The sequence below is a fragment of the Clostridium tepidiprofundi DSM 19306 genome (assembly GCF_001594005.1).
Lineage (GTDB): Bacteria > Bacillota > Clostridia > Clostridiales > Clostridiaceae > Clostridium_AC > Clostridium_AC tepidiprofundi.
Genome location: NZ_LTBA01000019.1, coordinates 32,603 through 51,921 on the forward strand (window position 1 = coordinate 32,603; position 19,319 = coordinate 51,921).

Below are 19,319 nucleotides of genomic sequence, written 5' to 3' on the forward strand. Positions count from 1 at the left end.
TTAGACACCTAATTCATTCAATACACTGCACAATTCATAACCACTTAACTCGGTCTGCAAAATAGGTATTCCCTCATCGTCTGCTTTTTTTAGCGTTACTTCTTCAATATCAGAATTTTCTGGAATAATCACGCATGAAAAATCCAAAAGAGACGCTACAGCAATAACATTAGGATGCGTTTGAACTGTAATCCAAATGTTATTGCTATTACCATGAGACATGACCCAACTTAGTAGATCATTTATATAAACACCTTTCACTTCTCTATCCAAACCATTATGTCCCGCTAATACTTTACAACTAAGATTATTAACAATTTCTCTAACTTTCATTTTTTTCTCCTCCATTTTTAATCATTATGCATTCATCCAGTGACGCCAATCCCCTAACAACATCTTCCGCAAATGCTTTGCACGATGGCGAACCACACAAACCACAATCCGTACCTGGAAGCATATTTACTAACTCGTTCATATATTTCATTTTTCTAACTGCACTCATAAAATCATCTGCAAGTTTCTGATTTACTACTTTAATATTTTTAACATCACCTGAAAATTCCTTATGATAATAGTCGCTAATTTCCTTTACACCATAAGTAAAATTAATTTTATCAAAATAATTTTTAGTAATTCTCTTTGCATTATATGGATTTTCAATGAGAAAAATTCCCCCTACACATCCACCGTTACATGCATATGATTCAACAAAATCAACATCTTTAAATTTTCCATTAACTATATCATCAAAAACCAATTTAACATTTTCAATACCATCAACAGCAATGAATTGCTTTAAACCCATTGATTCGCTTGCACCTTCAATATATGACCACGACAATCCAGTATATGAAATATTAGATGGTTTAGTCGATAAATTTTCTTTATTTTCTAAATTTTTTATAATCTTACTATATATGTCATTTATTGCTATTATACCATTAATTTTGGTTTTTAGATTCGAGGCAGATGATTTTATCATAGGTATCCATGCAACACAGGGAGATAAGTAAAATACTCCAACTTCATCATAGCTAAATCCTTTTTTTAAATATTCATCTCTGATTAAACTCGCAGATATTTCTATAGGAGTTAAGACTTTAACTATGTGAGGCAATAAGCTTGGATAATTTACTTTTATCAACTCTTGAATACTTGGACAAAAAACTCCTATAGAAGGTTTCTCCACTTTATCAATTTCCTTTTTTATTATTTCGGATGTTATATCACTTGCATAAGATATATCGAATACTTCATCAAATCCTAATTTTTTAACAGCTTCATTAATTTGAAATGGTTTTACATTGTTCCCAAATTGAGAATACAATGTTGTTGAAGGTATAGCTACCTTAATTTTGTAGTTTTTTATGTCGTAAAGCGAATTCTTTTCAGCACTATAAGCATTATAAGGACAAGTTCTTATGCATATACCACAATCAATACATCTATCTTCATATATTACAGCCTTTGAATTCTTAAGTCTAATAGCTTCCATAGGACATTTATTCATACATTTTGTGCAACCTCTACAGTTTTCCTCATTCAACTTAAGTGCACGAAACAATTTATTCATTCAATCACCCTATTCAAAATATATAATCATTTTTATTTCAGTACCTTTGCCAACCGATGATTTTATTTCAAAAACATCACAATTTTTCTTAATATTAGGCAATCCCATTCCAGCCCCAAATCCCATATCTCTGGCTGTTTCAGGTGCTGTAGAGTATCCTTCAGTCATCGCTAAATCTATATCTTCTATGCCAGGACCTTCATCACTAACTACAATCTCTATCTCTTCTTCATAAATTGTAACATCTATACATCCACCATATGAATGAATTACAACATTTATTTCAGCTTCATAACACGCTACACAAACCCTTTTAATTATATCACTTTTTATACCCAATTGCATAAGTGCTTTTTTTATGTTACTTGACGATTCTCCTGCTTTTAAATAGTCACCACTTACTACATCATAGTGAAGCTTAATAAGTTCTTCTTTCATATTTGAATTTCAGCTCCCTTTATACCAGCATTAAATAATATTCCACATGCAGTGAACATTATATGTTTTGTACTCATTAAAATAATCTCTTTTTCTTCTGCAAGATCTATTACTTCTTTTGAAGGTCTTTTCCCTCTAACGTATACAATACACTTGATATCTTTCATCTCTGCTGTTCTTATTGTCTGAATATTAGCTAGTCCAGTTAATAACAAAACGTCTCCACTAACTCTTGCCAAAACATCACTCATAAGATCACAACCAAATGCTCTTTCAATTTCCTTGTCGTAATAGTTATTCTTTGTAAGAAATTCGGCATCCAGTAATTCTTTAATATCAATCAATTTCATATTTTCACCTCATATATAATATAATATCACTAAAATCAATTTAAACATATGTAATTTCAACACATTTTCCTAAACTTTTTAACAATTCAATTAATTGCTCAACTAAATTTAATTTTATACTCAAATTAGCTGGAAAACTTGGATTTTGATGTGCTGGATTTATTGCTTTACCTATCCAAAAATGTATATGTGTACATTCTTCTATAAGCATACTAGCAAGTTTAGATGCACCATCATCCCCTTTTATGTCATACCCATCATTTAACAATACTGATTCTGAATATTTTTTTATTTTATCTATCGCCTTGCTTATTGTAAGTACTCCTTCTGTAACCAAATCTATTCCTTCTAAAGTAGCCGTTGGTGGAACATCACAATAATAATCATCATTAACAATCAATTTTTTCTTAAGCTCTCTTTCAGCAATATTTGCTGCAGTTCCTCCACAAATAATTTTCTTTCCTTTTCCACTCATAAGTTTCTCAATAACATATTTATCATTATTTTTATCCTCCGGTGGACCTGTAAAAATATCTATATATTCTGGTTTTCTAATTTTAACTGCAACTGCTGTAGTATCATCTCCTGGTTTACTCCCATACAAATCCCAACAAACGGAAATCAAATCCTTACTAATATCCCTAGCACATTTTCTATTACGAGTACATTTTTCCAAATATTCTTTTACGCTATCCCATGTCCATCCTAAATTTAATATATTTCCTATACCTGCATGTATTGCTCCATCACTAACCAGAACAAATACGTCCCCATCTTTAACATTTAATTTGCTTTCATATACCTTCTTATTGTTTATCACTATTTCTCTTTTGTCCAAATTGTAATTCTTACCACGTCTCAACATAAAAACACCTGGATTATCATACTCGACAATATGTGCTCTTCCATCTTTATAAACTTTAATAAAAGTAAATGTACTATAAGCAATATTTCTAACTTTACACACTGGAAGCGTATTAGTAATTGTACTAACTGTTTCGAATATATCCATACCTTCTTTTAACAGTGTTCCAACAATCTTTGTAGTCAACGATGCTAAAATATTAGCTTTAACACCACTTCCTAGTCCATCCGACATAACAATAATAGTACTATCTTCTAACTCTATTATTTCAACTCTATCTCCACATAACTCTTCACCATATTTATTTATACTTTTATATGCAACATCAATAAAATATTCCATTATTCAGCACCTCTAAATTGTTAAATATTTATTTAATTATACCACATTTCGTGCCTCTGAGGAAAACCCATATTTTGGAACACGACTTTAAACGGCTCTTTTGAACGGCTCAGGGGTAGTTCCATAAAATGGAACTACCCCTGAGGTATAAGTGCTGCACCTATAGAACCTGCATATTTAGCTAGCGAATGTGTTCTAACAGGTTTATTTAATTTTTTTGAAAGACTATCAACTATATACTTATTACCACTCAATCCTCCAGTTAAAAAATAATTGTATCCTTCATTATGTTTTATGCAAAGCGATTTTACTTTGCTAATAACCGAATCAACAATAGCATATGCAATGTCTTCCTTTTTTTCCCCTCTTCCAATAAGACCTATTACTTCTGATTCTGCAAAAACAGTACACATAGAGCTTATTGTAATGCCACCACCTTCTGATGCTAGATTGCACAAAGAATCAATATCAACACCTAAAGTATTTGCCATAATCTCTAAAAATCTACCCGTTCCAGCTGAACATTTATCATTCATAATAAAGTCAACTATGATGCCATCTTCAACAGTTATAACTTTGGTATCCTGTCCTCCGATATCTATTACTGTGCAACTTTCTCCTGAAAGATATGCAGCGCCCTTACCATGACATGTTATCTCTGTTACTGTTTTATCTGCATATGGTACTGATACTCTACCATAACCAGTTGCAACTATTTTTGAATTTTCTTTATATATTCCCATATCATTAAGTCTTTTCATTATAAGTTGTGAAGTTTCAACGCTACTCCATCCTGTAGGAACTACAAAATTTTCAATAATCTCATTACCTTTAAAAACAGTAGTTTTTGCAGCAGTTGAACCAATATCAATACCAATATAATACATTTTGCAATACCCCTTAAATCATTTCTAAGAAGGCTTCGATTCTAGTTTTAATCTGACCGGAATCTTCAGTTGAATAATCTGTTTCTACTCTCATTACTGGTATATTATTTTCCTTTAAAGCCTTCTGTATGCTTGAATCTTCAATGGCATATGTATGGCAGAAAGACAAACCATAATCAATAACACCATCTACATTATATTCCTTTGCATATCTTAATATATCATCAATTCTTCCTTCATTAGGAGTAAAACAAGCACAATTAACTTTTAAATATCTATCTGCTAGATTTTTAACTAAATCATCAATCGTTTCACCATCTTCACATACTTCATTTTCAAAATATCTTGTTCCTGTACAAGTTTCTTCTACAACAACCTCTGCATTTAACTTCTCTATTATGTCATGCATTTTCCAGTTTGGAAGTGCCATAGGAGTACCTGTTATCATTATTCTCTTCTTATCAGATTTTTTACCTGTTTTAACTCTCTCATCTAATTCATCACAAAGCTTATTTACATTTTCAATAAATCTTTCTGGATCATCATAGAAAGCAATCTGTGAAATCAGTAATGAATCAAGGCCACTTATTGGAGACGGCTTCATTTTTCTTAAATCATATAGTCTTTTAAGTGCTCTCCTTTTCCTATTACATAAATCAATAGCTTTTTTTAGCTTGTCTACTGTTAATTTATTTCCTGTTAGTTCTTCAAGTTTTTCTATAAGCTGATTTATTTCCTCTCTCCACATATTAAAATCTTTCTTTCTCTTCATCTGTGGGAGATCCATAACATACACAGGTTTATATTTATTTATCACTTCCCATGCCTTCTTTTTGCCATCACAAGTTGTTTCACCTATAAGTAAATCACATGACATAAAATAAGGACACGTTCTATCAATTAATGCTCCTGTAAATGCTTTTATAAGTGGGCACAAATTTTTGGGAAGAGCTCTTTCTCCTGACTCAATCCAAAATTGCGAACCTGCACAAAGTCCAATACTAATTGCATCAAGTGCAACTATTATTTCATCTGGAACAAATACGCAGAAAGTCCCAATTACCTTTCGCCCATTTTTTCTTGCCTCTTCTAATTCTTTTATTCTAAGTCCATGGATTTCCAAAACAACAAAACTAAAATAATTCATTCCCTTTGGTCTATCCTTTTGACTTACAAATATAGATTCATACATTTGTGGAATAGCCTTGCAAAGCTGATCATGCCTTTCCAAATCAATATTTAACTTTTCCCACATTTCTCTATAGTTATCCATAATATTCCTCACTTTCTTTCATTTTTACCAAGCTAACAAGCTAACATGAAAGTTAAATCTTCATCCCTGCACTTATTGTATTTTAAATTCTTGACTTATTCAAATAGATAATATTGATTAATCATGCAACAACTATAGGTTATTTCAATAAAGCGCCTCTGAGGTCACTCCATTTTCTGGAATAAAGCCTCAGATCGCTTCCTTCAACGGTTTCGGGGTAGTTCCATAAAATGGAACTACCCCGGAGGTGCTTACATATTTTGTATGGCAAACAATGCTTTAATATCAATTTTCTTTCCTGAATTAATTAGTTCAATAGCTTCTTCTTTAGACAATAGCATGGCCTCTATATCCTCATCAGCTTCTAAGTATTTTTGGGATATATTCCCTTTGCAGGTGCAATAAATCAATGATATACACTCATCAGTCATTCCCGTAGACACGTATGCTTTTGTTTTGCTTTTTTCATAATCAATTTGTATCAAATCAAGACCCGTTTCTTCCTTAAGTTCACGTTTAACAGTAGTTATAAAATCCTCTCCACTGTCTACAAGCCCAGCTGGAAGCTCGTATACATAATCATTTATAGGCACCCTAAACTGTCTTATAATAACTATTTTATTTTGTTCAACATGAGTAGCTACTATTATAACAGCGTCTATATCATCTTCTGCTCCATTAAAAAACTTATTTTTAACAGTATCTAAATCTTTTCTTGAAGCTATAGCCCAGTTTCTAGTCTCTCCATTTTTGTTTATATATTCCGCATTATATAACTTCAAATATTTTGTTTCAGCTAATACATCAATCTTGGTCACTTTTGTTTTTGACATACAATCAACTCCAATTCTAAGATTTTTGTGAACTCGTTTTGCTAAAGCAAAACATCGGGACTTCAGGTAGAGACTCTACTCCACCTGAAACAAAATCTCTTGTAAAATCGATAAATATTTTTATAAATACTTTTATAAATATGGGCAACTATCTATTAGCAACCTCTAAATGTTCAACATCACCAATCTTTTTGTTTAGTTTTTTGAGTTCCCTGTATATTAAAACCAAAGTTATAAGTGATGATATAAAATCCGAAATTGGACCTGAGATCCATATACCATCTAATTTTAAGATTTGCGGAAGTATTAATAATAACGGTATCAATACGATAACCTGTCTAGCAAGTGAAAGTATCATAGCAATCGTAGCTTTTCCTATGGCTTGAAAATAATTAGAGCATACTATCTGAAAACCTATAATAGGAAACATACATAAATATATTCTTGCTGCTCTAGTTCCCATATTAAGCATATCTAAACTATTTCTGTTAAATAGCTTTATTAACAAAGATGGAACTAATTCAGCCATCAAAAATCCACTTGTAGTGATAAATGTAGCTGCAATAGCTGCAAGCTTTAAAGTCTTTTTCACCCTTTTATAATTTTTAGCACCATAGTTATAGCCAATAATAGGTTGTGAACCTTGATTAATTCCAAATACCGGCATTAAGATAAGCATTACTATACTGTTAATTGCACCAAAAACAGCAATAGCTGTATCTCCTCCAAAACTAGCTAATTTAGTATTGTATAGTACTTGAACCATACTAGCTGCAACTTGCATAGAAAAAGGTGCAAATCCTATCGAAACTATGCTCAAAATTACTGATTTCTTCAATTTAAAATTATGAATTTTTAATTTCAATACACAATTTTCACCTACAAAATAATATAATACCCAAATTGTGTTTACAGCTTGAGAAATAATTGTTGCATATGCTGCTCCTTTTATTCCAAATTTAAAAACTAATACAAATAGTATATCTAAAATTATATTTAAAACTCCTCCTATTAGCATTGTAAACATTGCAATCTTAGGATTTCCTTCTGCACGAATTATATTATTTAATCCAAAGCCGATATTCTGTAAAACTGCACCATACAATATTATAGTGATATAGTCTATAGCATATCCTATTGTATTATCACTTGCTCCAAATGCCCTTAGTATATCTTCTTTAAAAATTTGTCCAAATACAGTAACCAATAAAGACACTGCAATCAGCAGTATAAAAGCATTACCAAGTATTTTTTCTGCTTCATCCTTTTTGTTTTGTCCTAATCGTATAGATACACGTGCAGCAGCACCTATACCTATTAGCATTCCAAATGCCATGATTATTATTGCTATAGGCATTGTAATAGTAAGTCCTGCAATGGCATCCTTACCAACAACATTTCCAACCACTGCCCTATCAACAACATTATAAAGTGCATTTACAAGCATTCCTGCTATGGCTGGTAATGAAAATTTCATCAATAGTTTACCAATTCTTTCTTCCCCTAATTGTTTTGACCGATTCATTAAATTTACTCCTTTCAATCTAGTTATTTATTATTGAGCTGTGCTATGACAGTTTTCATCATATATGAAATAATCAAAACTCAAAATTTGGCGATAATATTCCAGTAGCATGTTAATAATTTTCACCATGTACAATAATTCAAACCACCATAATAGTATAATTCTAGAAAAGATAAAAGTCAAAATAATAATTTTGCAATAATTTCACACCAAAAATTAACGCCAGTGAACTGAGTTCAATGACGTTAATGAATACTAAACTACTTTTTAATATGTATAATACCAATAGCAACACCCAATATATTAACTTGTTCACTACTAACTTGGATTGGTTCATAATCTTTATTTTCTGCCAATAAAAGTACTGAATCTCCCATCTTGACAACCCTTTTTAATGTAGCATTCTCATCTATTGCCACAGCTGCTATTTGGTAATTATCTACAGTTTGACACTTTTCTAGTACAACATAATCACCATCGTTAATATTTGCATTAATCATACTATTTCCTTTAATTCGCAATATAAAAGTATCTTTATTATTACTCAACCATTCTTTAGGAATGTAGAATTTACCATTTACATCATCACACATATATATAGGTTTTCCTGCTGCAATATTATCAAATACTACAACAGACTTTAGATTTTCTTCAGTAAATTCTTCAGACCCATCCTTACTTTTTACATATAAATAATTAGGCATCGTACTATCAATTGTTAATACATATTCCCTATTATTATGCTTTAAATCTATATATGTATAATTTTCTAAAGTTGATGGTAACATATTTGAAGAAAACGGTGGAATATACTGTACTTTCTCAAATTTATTATTAATAACCAAAATTTCATTACCATCAGTGGCAACACCGTATTCACAACAATTTAAATTACTCATGTAACTCTTTAATTGAGAAAATGCTTCTTCTATACCAGCCCCATAAGCCTTTGTTTCAATGATAATATAAGGAATTTTGCTGTTATTTTCATACCTCGAAACAAGTATATCAGCAGAACCCATCTTTGAAAAACTATTTATCTTATATTCAATCTCTATAAGTTCTTTAGGATACTTATATTTTTCGATCAATTCCTTTATTACATATTGTCTAACAGCTTCTTCTTTTGAAAAAATATCAACTATATTTTCTCTAAAAAGGTATTCATCAACATCCACTCTATAAAATCTTGACATATTAATGTTTGAATCCATTTTAAGATAACTAGGATTTATTTCTCCTATAAATTTCGATGGTGCACCACTACTCGTCATATATAGCAACTCATTTGCCCGTGTCATTCCAACATATAAAAGCTTTCTTTCCATTGTTTCCTGCATTTCTGCATCTTCCGAACTTTTATATGTAAAGTAAGGTATAACACCTTGATTGATACCTATAATCATAACAACTTTTGATTCTAATCCTTTCATAGAATGGATAGTTAGCAACTTTACAGAATCAACGTCAAACTTTGTTTCATTCCTAGTTATTATATCAGCCGGTACTCCAGCTTTATCAAAATAACTCTTTATGTAAGTTAACTGATTTCTATTCTTAGCTATTATAACAATATCTTTATATTTAAATTTTTTAATCAATTCTGATTTGACAGTTTTTACAACAAATCTAGCTTCATCTGACTCATTATTAAAAACTTTACATACAGGATACACTCCCTGCCTATCTATAAGTGAAGGTTTAACAAAATTACTATCCTCAATTATATTTTCATCACCCTCTAGTAAGCTATATGCAGCTTCAGCAATTTGGGTTGTAGTTCTATAATTTTTAGCAAGTGTATTACTTTTCCCTTTCATATCAAAACCAATACTAGAAAAGCTTCTCCCCTTTGTAAGCCATGCATGTGTATATATACTCTGTGCAGTATCTGCTGCAAATAATATACTTGAATATGCTTTTTCCTTGTTTAATAAACTGATAAATTCTAGCTGCACTCTCGTTAAATCCTGGCATTCATCTACGATTATATGCGTATACTTTTTTTCAATACCTTTTTTACCCTCATGCAATGCCAAAAGAGCCATTGACTTGAAATCAATATATCCCTTTTCCTTCAATTTTTTATCATAAAGAAGCATAAGTTCAAAAATAGCTTCCCTTGTTCTCGAATTCTTCATTAACTTTTGAGGGCCTTCACTTTTATTGTTGCTCATTCGTCCTATTCTATCAACACTTTGATACTCATCAAACTCCATATAATTACAAGACTTTATCCAATCTATCTCATCACTCAAGAACTTCGTATTTACAATATCCAAAAGTTTAACATCAGAATATTTTTTCTGCAATTCAACAATAGATTGTTTTAAAATGGAATTTTTCAATGAATTATCCCACGTAATATTATACTTATATTTACTATTTTCTTTAAATCTTTTAAAATAATGATACATTATGCTATCAATAGTACATATTTCAGGCTTTACATTATTTTGAGAAAGAAAATTCCCATATTCATCAGCATCCTTTTTTATGTTCGCATATATATGACTGATATAATTAACTAAAGTCTTATTATACGTAATAAATAATATGTTATCATCTTCTTCAATACAATAATTGTCCTGCAAAAATAAAATCCTATGAACAGCAACTGTCGTTTTTCCTGAACCGGCAACTCCTTTTATAAGAACGTGCCCTGAAGGTTTAGCTTGTATTAATTTTCTTTGTTCAATATTTAACTGCATAATCTCCTCCAATATCAACTAAATAGGTTTAATTATATTAATCATATGATATTTATATCTATTATAACATAATTTACAAATAAATTAAGTTATGAAAATATTTTTTTGGTGGTTAATATAACCATTATTTATCTTTTTTTACACTAAAAATAAAACTTGTTACTTTAACACATTTCCTAAAAATACGTTGTTAGATTATTTTTTGTAATGTAACTCATAAAAATTGTATTCTACTATTGTTAATTCATTCATATCTTTAATACTAAACAAAGATATTTTTTCAAAGGAATAATGAACCAATTTTATACACCAATACTTAAAAATAGACCAGTAGAAATGAAGTCTTTGAAGAATCTTTACGAATACACAATCAACAAGAAAATTATCCCATTAATTGAAATCGTACAAGAAAAATCATCATCTAAATCAAATCGCTCTTTATGTGAAAAATTAAAAAACACATCTAGTATCAACACTCCTTTTATGACTGATATTATTAAGCTATCTAAACATAAAAAAACTAAATCTGCTATTAATACATTTTTAAACAAACTAAATAATAATCCTTTATATGAGATAGATTTATTTCATTCTCTGAGTTCTTTTAAAAATTTAATTCCAATAATATCTTATGATGAAAGTAATTATAATTTTAATCAACAATTAATCGTAAGCAATAGTAAAAAATTAAGAAACTTTTTCAATTTAATAGGCTACAAATTGAAAATTAACTATTTCTATGAAGCTCTTAATGAAATCATATCTGTAATTACCCAAAATGATATAATCATATTTGATATTGAACATACTAAATATAACTTAAGGAATCTTTTAAGTTATTATATTAAACTTAGAGAAGTCAAATTTAAATATAATATTAATGCCTTTATAATCAACTCAGTAATACTTGATAATTTAACAAATAAAAGTTTAAAAAATAATGTACCAATATATTCCATAGATAATAGGCTTAGAGATAATTATATATCTTTAGGTTTTGATGGTTTTGGGGATTATGCAACTATTAAAAGTTGTCTACCTGATAATGGTAGTACCATTATCCCTGGATTTATATATTATTCATTCAAGAACAATAGCTATATTGGTTTTAGATATAATATAAATGAATTTAGAGCAACTATTGCTCCTTCCGTTGTCAACCCAAATTATTGGAAAGATTATTCGGATAATTACCACAATAAGTGTCCGTGCTGCAAAAGTATTGTAAAAATATTGAATGAAGATGAAAAATATAAGATTGCTATATCTTTATCTTTAAAATTACATTTATTGTTTATTGTAACTATTGCAACTATAAATTTTAATTTTATATCATCCCTCACGATAATATTTTTGACGTTATTGTAAAGGATGATAATGTTTCATTAAATATTTTTTATTTAAAAATTTCTAAACGGGTGTTAATAATACTTCTTCAACCTCAGAAATATCAAATTCACCAAGTGCATCGTTAATTTTTTCTGAAAGTATAAAAATAGCTTCAGGATCATTTTCAATATTAGATTTAAGAAATTTAGGTAAATTATCACCTATCTTTCTTTTTATCGTACTATCTGTTAAAAATATCTTTAATACATTTTCTGCTAACTGTAATAATTTTTTATTTAACTTTTCATTTACAAATATTTCATCTAAATAAATTAGTATATTGTCATCACAATGAATAAAATCATCTACATCTTCATCAACTAGTTTTAAGCGTTTCAAAATTTGTAGTACTATTTTAAAATATATCGATATATATAACAAATTAGAAGATTTTAACTTGTTATTATTTTTGTGTCCTAATATATTCCTGGAATAATACATAACACCGTAAGGAAATAAATAATATTTTGGATTTTGTGGAGTCGCTTCATCATTAAATAATTTATCATAATATATTCCACCAGGTACTAGGTTACTTATGCTTCTAGCCTTAGCTGGTTTAAAATGCATTCCTGCCGCAAAAGCCTGTACAACATCTTTTACAAAAAATGAATTTTTAAACTTTTTATCAAAGAGATATGCGTATTCCTTACTCCCTCTTGCTTTTTTGTTCACTTTGTCTTTTCTTTGTATTTCATAATTATACCCCAAAGATTTAAATTCTTTTTTTAATTTTTGATGGAATTCTTCTAAAGCAAAAAAATCTTTTCCTGTAACTGCTGTTTGCGTATTTGTATATCTTGTAATTTCCTTTCTTTTATTTGTGCCTTTAATAATCTTAACTAAAATTGTTCCTTCAACCTTGTTTCTTTTTTCTTTATTTTGTTTCTTCCAAATCGAATAAATTGTGCTTGCTGTTTGACAACCATTAACAATTTGTGGTGTTATAATTTCTATTTTTGCTCCTCCATCTTTTAATTCAAATTTTTTTTCGAAGTTATCACACACTATTGTTATACCATTATTATAAAACCAAAAGTTTTTAGGACATGTACAATACGTTTCTGCAATTTTCTTATTCACTTTATTTTTGCCTAAAAAATTTCTGATATTTGAATAAAATAAATATTTTTCAGCTTTATTTATAAATGTTGCTAAACTTTTTAATGAAACTTCAGCAATTATTGTATTATTCTCTTTATTTACAAAATATTTTTCGACTTTAATGTTGTGTTTAGTGCCTTTAAATTTTTTCGGAACCATTTCTTTACATTCATCAATAAAGTCTTCCATCTTATTTATATCCAATACTCTTATTTTAAATCTTTTATTATCATAAAAATTATTAAGCTCATATTCTATATCGCTAATAAATTTAATTATATTTTCATATTTACTTTCCACTATGTGCTCATTCGTAATGTAATATATAAACACTTCTTCAGCTTTTGTAATCGCATTATAAACTTCTATACTTTCTTCTTTTATATTATCCTGCGGTCCATCCATAATAAAAAGTTTAATCTTACCTAAAAATGCAATAACTTCTTCATATTTATGTGAATATCCAAATTTAGCCTGTATTATATGAACTGCTCCATTTTCTTCAAATGCTGCATCAATACCTCCATCATTAGCTCCATCTGAAATTAGGACACCCTCTTCTAAATCATTACATTCAATTTCATCATCAGTTTTTTCAAATAAATAATATAATATCCATTGCAAAAACCTACTTCCTTTTTCTAATGTTGTAATTTTCTCAAACCCCATATATTCTTCCATATTTTTGATAATATAATTATTTTTTTGCACTTCTTTTTAACCCCCTTGATAAATTTTTAGATAATACTTGTGTCTTTCTTATATATTTTTTAAATAAATACTTTTACATTTTTGGCTAACAATATGCTATCATTTTTCGTGCCTTTGATAAAATAAATAATTCTTCATCTATTAGATACAATTTCATGCATTTATTAAAAAAATATTCTAACACTCACAAAACATTTCATTCCCCATAATACTCATTCAACTTCTTATCACACCATCTAACAATCCATTCTTTATCTTCATCATTTAATTTCTTCCAAATATATCTATTGAATCTCACATATTCTATATCTTTGCATTTTTCCATAAATCTCATATCTTCAAACCTCTTAAAAGGATTAGATAATATATTTTTTCTTATATCTTTTCTTTCCAAAATATCATGATTATATATGCATTTTTTCTTTTCTACCTTCAATCCCCTTCGTTTTCTATCTTTATAAAAATCAATAAAATAATCTACAATATCATCAATTAATGCTTTACCTTTTTCATCACACTCATTTAACATAGCTTTTAACAATACTGGCTTATATGAATATGACATCGTCATTGTTTTAATCATTTTCATGAATTTATCTTTCATATTAGCTGCATTTATTAGCTCCCATCCAAATTCTCTGGCATATTTTTCTATGGTCTCTCTCTTAAAATAATTGAATACTTTATTGCTCATTGGAACTTGTAAATCTGGTTTTATCTTCCCATCTCTTATATATCTACTTAACGTTTCTGCTTGTACATCAACCATTCTTACAAATTCAATTTGTGAAATTAAATTCTTGGCTTCTTTTTGCCAATCAAATAAATCAACGTATTCATAATCCGAAGGATCCACTGGAAAATCTAAATATACAACTGGTTTCTCTCCTTTTCTGAATAAGTCCTCATCTATCTTTCTTTGCTTACTTGAAGCTACTACATATTCACCTGGAACATATTTATTAATATCAAATATTCTATGAACAGATAAAGGCATATTAAAAAGGTTAGCATTGTCTATAAAATCGAATACCATTAAATAATCTTTTCCTTCACATTTTCTTGTTCCTCTTCCCAACTGTTGCATATAAATAGTTTTAGACATCGTAGGTCTAGCCATAAAAAGCACATCTGTTCTAGGACTATCCCATCCTTCATTAAGCAAATCACATGCACACAGTACATCAATGTCTCCATGCTCATAATTCGTTAATATTTTTTCTCTTAATTTTACTTTGGTATTCCCTGAAACTGCTTCTGCATTAATACCCGCTTGTTTGAAAAGTTGTGCAATTTGTTCAGCATGGAAAACTGATGCACAAAACACCACCGTTTTTTTATTTTTAACATATTCTAAATAAGTATCTACAATTAGCTTATTTCTCTCTGGTAAAAACAACTTGCTTTCTAAATCTTTTGAATTATATTTTATTCCATTTATCCTTATTGATGATAAATCAACATTAGTTTTAACTCTTATACATCTTATAGGAACTAATTCGCCAATTTCTACAGCAGTTTTCAAATCTAGTTTATGAGCAGTTTTTTTGAATATTTCTAGTATATCTTCACCATCTTCTCTTTCTGGAGTTGCTGTAAGACCTAAAGTAAAATCAGGCTTAAAATAACCAAGAATCTTTCTATACGTTTCAGCAGCCACATGATGAGCTTCATCAATAACAATATATCCAAAATCATCAGGCTTAAACATATCTAAATTTGAACCTATACTCTGTATACTTCCACATACAACATATTTATCTGCTTCTTTTGTAGATCCCATATATATTCCACATGACACTTCACTCCATGCAGCTTCAAAAGTTTTCTTAGCCTGCTTAATTAGTTCCTTTCTGTGAGCTAAAAATAGAGTTCTCTTTCCTATTTTTTTTGCATCCTTAACCGCGGTTACTGTTTTCCCTGTACCTGTTGCATGATAAAGCAACGCAATAGTTTCATGATTTTGTCTCATTTTTTCTAAATTTTCTAATGCCTCTTGCTGATGTTCTTTTAAAACAAAAGCTTTTCCTTTCTGTTCAGGTAGAAAATTATCAATTTCATCAAAAATAGGTAATTCGCCTAAAAATGTAATAAGCTCGTCTTTAACTTTTTCAGGTTGCATTTTAAGTTGATTGTAAACCCATCTATATACTTTCCAATTATCATAAATAAGACAATTTTGTTTTAATAAATCATCATAGTATTTATCTCTTGATACCTTCGAAGGATTATGCCATGTTTCGCCATCTATTTCTATTGCAATTTTTTCTCCTTCACTTTTAAGAGCGAAATCAATATATCTATTATTTCCATAAATATCAACAAAGTTATATTGAGGATACAAGTAATTTGTTTTATCCACACCGAAAACATCTGAAAATATTTCTATAAATAAATCTTCAGCAATACTTCCTAATTTTATCTTATCTTCTCCACTTTTCATTTTGTTCCCCCACACAAAATATAAATTATTAATCCTATTTAATTTTACCACATATTATAGTAAAAATTAACTTTATAAGCAAATTAAAGCTGCTGATTAGTAATTCTTCTCAGCAATTTCGTTTAAAGTAAGTCATTTAAATTATCCCTTAATTCTAAAATTAATCACACATATCACCCCTCATACGGAACCAATTCATCCTTTAATTTTCTTATTCCTCCTCTAGGATCTTCAACATCCCCTTTATACCTAGGAATTAAATGCACATGAAGATGCATTATAGTTTGTCCTGCGTCATACCCAATATTTATGCCCACATTGTAACCTGTTGGCTCATACTGAATATCTAGCATTTCTTTTACCTCATGCATTAAGCTATAAATTGCTATAACCTCATCTCTTGTTGCTTCAAAAAAATTCGCAAAATGCCTTTTTGGTATAATAAGTGTGTGTCCTTCATTGACCGGGTAACGGTCTAGAATTGCAAAAGCCAACTCATTTTCTGCTATTATTTCACTTCTATCATAATTACAAAACAAACAATTCATATCAATCTCACCTTTCATTTATTTTCTCCTTCAATTCGTAATATGAAATATTTATATTTATATTTAATGCACATATATTTTGTATCAATGTTCACTGTAAAAATCTCTACGTGCTACATTTCTTTCCATTGTACTATATATGATGAAAATTTAAATTACGAATTTAAATATTTTCTTATACATATTTGACTTATTATTTTGTGAAATACGAAGAATTGGGTTCCTCTGATAGTAGTTTTTATCAACGGATTCCGACGATGAAATAGTTCACAAAATAAATCAGCATACTGACTAGTTATTTCTTTGAAAATGCTTTATATATCTTCAATATTCACAATAGGAATAATATTTATAACCGGCACTTCATAGGGATGTACTCTTTTGATCGTTTCAACTGCAGTTTTTACAATATCTCTTTTGCAACAAAATTCTACCTTGATTTCTTCAGCAATACATATTTCGCCTATATTACCCTCGAATGGATTGGCTCCTTCTAAAGGTCTCCATGACCCTATAACCTTTGAAACCGTCATACAATTATCATAATTTCCACCAATGCTCAATACACCTATATCATTAAGACTTTTCCTTAATTCTGTAACATATTCCTCTGGAATAAACGTCTCTATTTTAAAAATATTGAATTTCATACCTCTGTACTCCTCCCGTGAACTACTTTCATTAATTAGAGCTCTCATTTATATTTTATCATAATTATATTGTCAAACTGCAAAATCCACATCTTTATTCAAAAATAATACTATAAATTATACATTCTTGAAAATTCCACAAGTATAATAATTACAAATCTCATAGAAAAATTTTTGCTTAAATGATTTTTTTGTTAACATTCTGTCTATAATATACAGTGATGTTATAAAATGCATATGTAAAGGATGGGATAATGAAATGGAAAAAAATATATCTGAATATTGTTTAAACAATGAGAGAATAAGCGATGTAATTCACTTATTTGAAAAGAATTTTGAACTAGAATATAACGATCTTAAATCAAAACGTAAAAAAGAGTTATTCATTTTTAGCGACTTCATATTTAAAAATTGGTATTATTCATCACTTATTAACGATGATAAAACTTCTCCTGCAAATTATATAAACACACAAATTCACAAAAAATTCGGCACTAAATATATGACAGTTCCTCATGTTAATGCTAAACGAAACGGAAAACGAGCTCTTAAATTCGAACTAAATTTTAAATTCTTCAGTTTAGATAATCACCCTGTTGTCAATGACATGAAAACTTTTATTGAGTTTTGTACGCCTAGTGTACGATTTTGCAAAGAAGAAGATTTTCTTGTTGAGGATTTTGAAGATTTGCTAGTCAATATCAATTATAACAATATGTACTACTTAATTTATCTCACTGAAGTAGCATATGAGCTAAACCTATTAAAGGATATGCCCTCATTACACATAAAATGTGCACAAGTAACCGATGAAGTCAACACCTTCTTTAAGTTGTCAAAAAGGAAACAGTTTGAAAAAATATTCAATGCAAGCATTGCTGTTTCATCAAAAATATTGCTAAGGCAGTTAGTATTCCTTGAAAATACATTTACAGAAGATTTTATTATATATTTACTTGATAATAATATGATTGTAGATGATATTTATAAAAAAATGTATTCAAAATTAAATATAGACATTAGTTTTCTATTCAGTGACAATAAGCTATCTGGCATGGAAGACTTCGACGAATTTACATCAAAGCATAAAGAGGCAAAAATGATTATGGCATCAATGACTATTTTAGATATATTTTTTGGAATGTGGTTTGTAAATGTTTTTGGATATTATCTTCAAGTAATTCAGCCAATTTGTATTGATTATTATGAAATCGGTCATCATCTTGAAAATTTTTGTGCTGCTTTTGATGGAAAACTTCCTCTAGAGCCATTCTTATTCAAATGCCCTTATGCTTATGATCTTACTCCTTTAGGTGAAAAAATACTTTCAAAATACAAAACTCCTAAAAAGAAAAAGTTTCAGCAATTTGAAAAATACACAAAATTTAATAATGTATTTGCGAGAATCGTTAATTTCGACTTCGAAAACGATAAAAATTTTCAATATCTGCTTGAAAATATGAATTTTCCATCTCAACTTAAGTAAATGGGGGATTCCCTTCTATTTCATATGGTTTCTCTTCAATCTATATACAAAACAAAAACACTAAGTGTGAACTACCACACCCACAAGGGGATGTGGCTTCTTTGTAAGAAGTTTGGTATTTAACTTTCGACCTTAACAGGCAACCCTTATTCTTAACGGGCGAGAACACTTGCCCTTATCCCTCATAGTTT

At 29.1% G+C, this 19,319-nt stretch carries 16 protein-coding genes; 2 read left to right on the forward strand and 14 right to left on the reverse strand.

Annotated elements, in window-relative coordinates; all coding sequences use genetic code 11:
- The 10 genes from CLTEP_RS08600 to CLTEP_RS08645 all read right to left on the reverse strand — a co-directional run bounded on the left by CLTEP_RS08600 (nt 1) and on the right by CLTEP_RS08645 (nt 10,797).
- A complete protein-coding gene (locus CLTEP_RS08600) occupies nt 1-333 on the reverse strand; it encodes a DRTGG domain-containing protein (RefSeq protein ID WP_066825491.1) in 333 nt (110 codons plus the stop codon).
- A complete protein-coding gene (locus tag CLTEP_RS08605) occupies nt 323-1,573 on the reverse strand; it encodes a [Fe-Fe] hydrogenase large subunit C-terminal domain-containing protein (RefSeq protein WP_066825494.1) in 1,251 nt (416 codons plus the stop codon). The genes CLTEP_RS08600 and CLTEP_RS08605 overlap by 11 nt, the downstream gene beginning before the upstream one ends.
- Before the next feature lie 9 nt (nt 1,574-1,582).
- The gene (locus CLTEP_RS08610; RefSeq protein WP_066825497.1) at nt 1,583-2,011 is read right to left on the reverse strand and encodes an ATP-binding protein; all 429 of its coding nucleotides are present in this window, start codon (nt 2,009-2,011) and stop codon (nt 1,583-1,585) included.
- Nucleotides 2,008-2,361: a DRTGG domain-containing protein gene (locus tag CLTEP_RS08615; RefSeq protein WP_066825500.1), complete on the reverse strand. Its 354-nt coding sequence runs from the start codon at nt 2,359-2,361 to the stop codon at nt 2,008-2,010. The genes CLTEP_RS08610 and CLTEP_RS08615 overlap by 4 nt, the downstream gene beginning before the upstream one ends.
- Nucleotides 2,362-2,401: 40 nt before the next feature.
- Nucleotides 2,402-3,568 carry a SpoIIE family protein phosphatase gene (locus CLTEP_RS08620; RefSeq protein ID WP_066825503.1) on the reverse strand — a complete coding sequence of 389 codons (1,167 nt, stop codon included), beginning with the start codon at nt 3,566-3,568 and terminating at the stop codon, nt 2,402-2,404.
- 134 nt (nt 3,569-3,702) lie between these two features.
- Entirely contained in the window at nt 3,703-4,455 is a 753-nt protein-coding gene (locus tag CLTEP_RS08625) for an acyl-CoA dehydratase activase (protein WP_066825506.1), read from the reverse strand.
- Between the two features lie 13 nt (nt 4,456-4,468).
- A complete protein-coding gene (locus CLTEP_RS08630; RefSeq protein ID WP_066825509.1) occupies nt 4,469-5,728 on the reverse strand; it encodes a double-cubane-cluster-containing anaerobic reductase in 1,260 nt (419 codons plus the stop codon).
- A 251-nt stretch (nt 5,729-5,979) separates the two neighbouring features.
- Nucleotides 5,980-6,561 carry an NUDIX hydrolase gene (locus CLTEP_RS08635; RefSeq protein ID WP_066825519.1) on the reverse strand — a complete coding sequence of 194 codons (582 nt, stop codon included), beginning with the start codon at nt 6,559-6,561 and terminating at the stop codon, nt 5,980-5,982.
- A gap of 148 nt (nt 6,562-6,709) precedes the next feature.
- Nucleotides 6,710-8,086 carry an MATE family efflux transporter gene (locus tag CLTEP_RS08640; protein ID WP_066825522.1) on the reverse strand — a complete coding sequence of 459 codons (1,377 nt, stop codon included), beginning with the start codon at nt 8,084-8,086 and terminating at the stop codon, nt 6,710-6,712.
- 260 nt (nt 8,087-8,346) lie between these two features.
- A complete protein-coding gene (locus CLTEP_RS08645) occupies nt 8,347-10,797 on the reverse strand; it encodes a S24 family peptidase (RefSeq protein WP_066825525.1) in 2,451 nt (816 codons plus the stop codon).
- A 291-nt stretch (nt 10,798-11,088) separates the two neighbouring features.
- Between CLTEP_RS08645 and CLTEP_RS08650 the strand changes: the two genes are divergently transcribed.
- Nucleotides 11,089-12,165: a beta family protein gene (locus CLTEP_RS08650; RefSeq protein WP_066825528.1), complete on the forward strand. Its 1,077-nt coding sequence runs from the start codon at nt 11,089-11,091 to the stop codon at nt 12,163-12,165.
- A gap of 42 nt (nt 12,166-12,207) precedes the next feature.
- Here the strand turns inward: CLTEP_RS08650 and CLTEP_RS08655 are convergent, their stop codons facing one another.
- The 4 genes from CLTEP_RS08655 to cutA all read right to left on the reverse strand — a co-directional run bounded on the left by CLTEP_RS08655 (nt 12,208) and on the right by cutA (nt 17,642).
- Nucleotides 12,208-14,001 carry an AIPR family protein gene (locus tag CLTEP_RS08655; protein ID WP_066825531.1) on the reverse strand — a complete coding sequence of 598 codons (1,794 nt, stop codon included), beginning with the start codon at nt 13,999-14,001 and terminating at the stop codon, nt 12,208-12,210.
- A gap of 196 nt (nt 14,002-14,197) precedes the next feature.
- A complete protein-coding gene (locus CLTEP_RS08660; RefSeq protein ID WP_066825535.1) occupies nt 14,198-16,444 on the reverse strand; it encodes a DEAD/DEAH box helicase family protein in 2,247 nt (748 codons plus the stop codon).
- Nucleotides 16,445-16,617: 173 nt separating this feature from the next.
- Entirely contained in the window at nt 16,618-17,010 is a 393-nt protein-coding gene (locus CLTEP_RS08665) for an HIT family protein (RefSeq protein ID WP_242863897.1), read from the reverse strand.
- A 296-nt stretch (nt 17,011-17,306) separates the two neighbouring features.
- Nucleotides 17,307-17,642, reverse strand: a complete 336-nt coding sequence (gene cutA / locus CLTEP_RS08670) for a divalent cation tolerance protein CutA (RefSeq protein WP_066825539.1) — start codon at nt 17,640-17,642, stop codon at nt 17,307-17,309.
- Nucleotides 17,643-17,901: 259 nt separating this feature from the next.
- Here cutA and CLTEP_RS08675 point away from each other — a divergent pair, with 259 nt between their 5' ends.
- Entirely contained in the window at nt 17,902-19,128 is a 1,227-nt protein-coding gene (locus CLTEP_RS08675; RefSeq protein ID WP_066825542.1) for a hypothetical protein, read from the forward strand.
- The last annotated feature ends 191 nt before the right edge of the window (nt 19,129-19,319 follow it).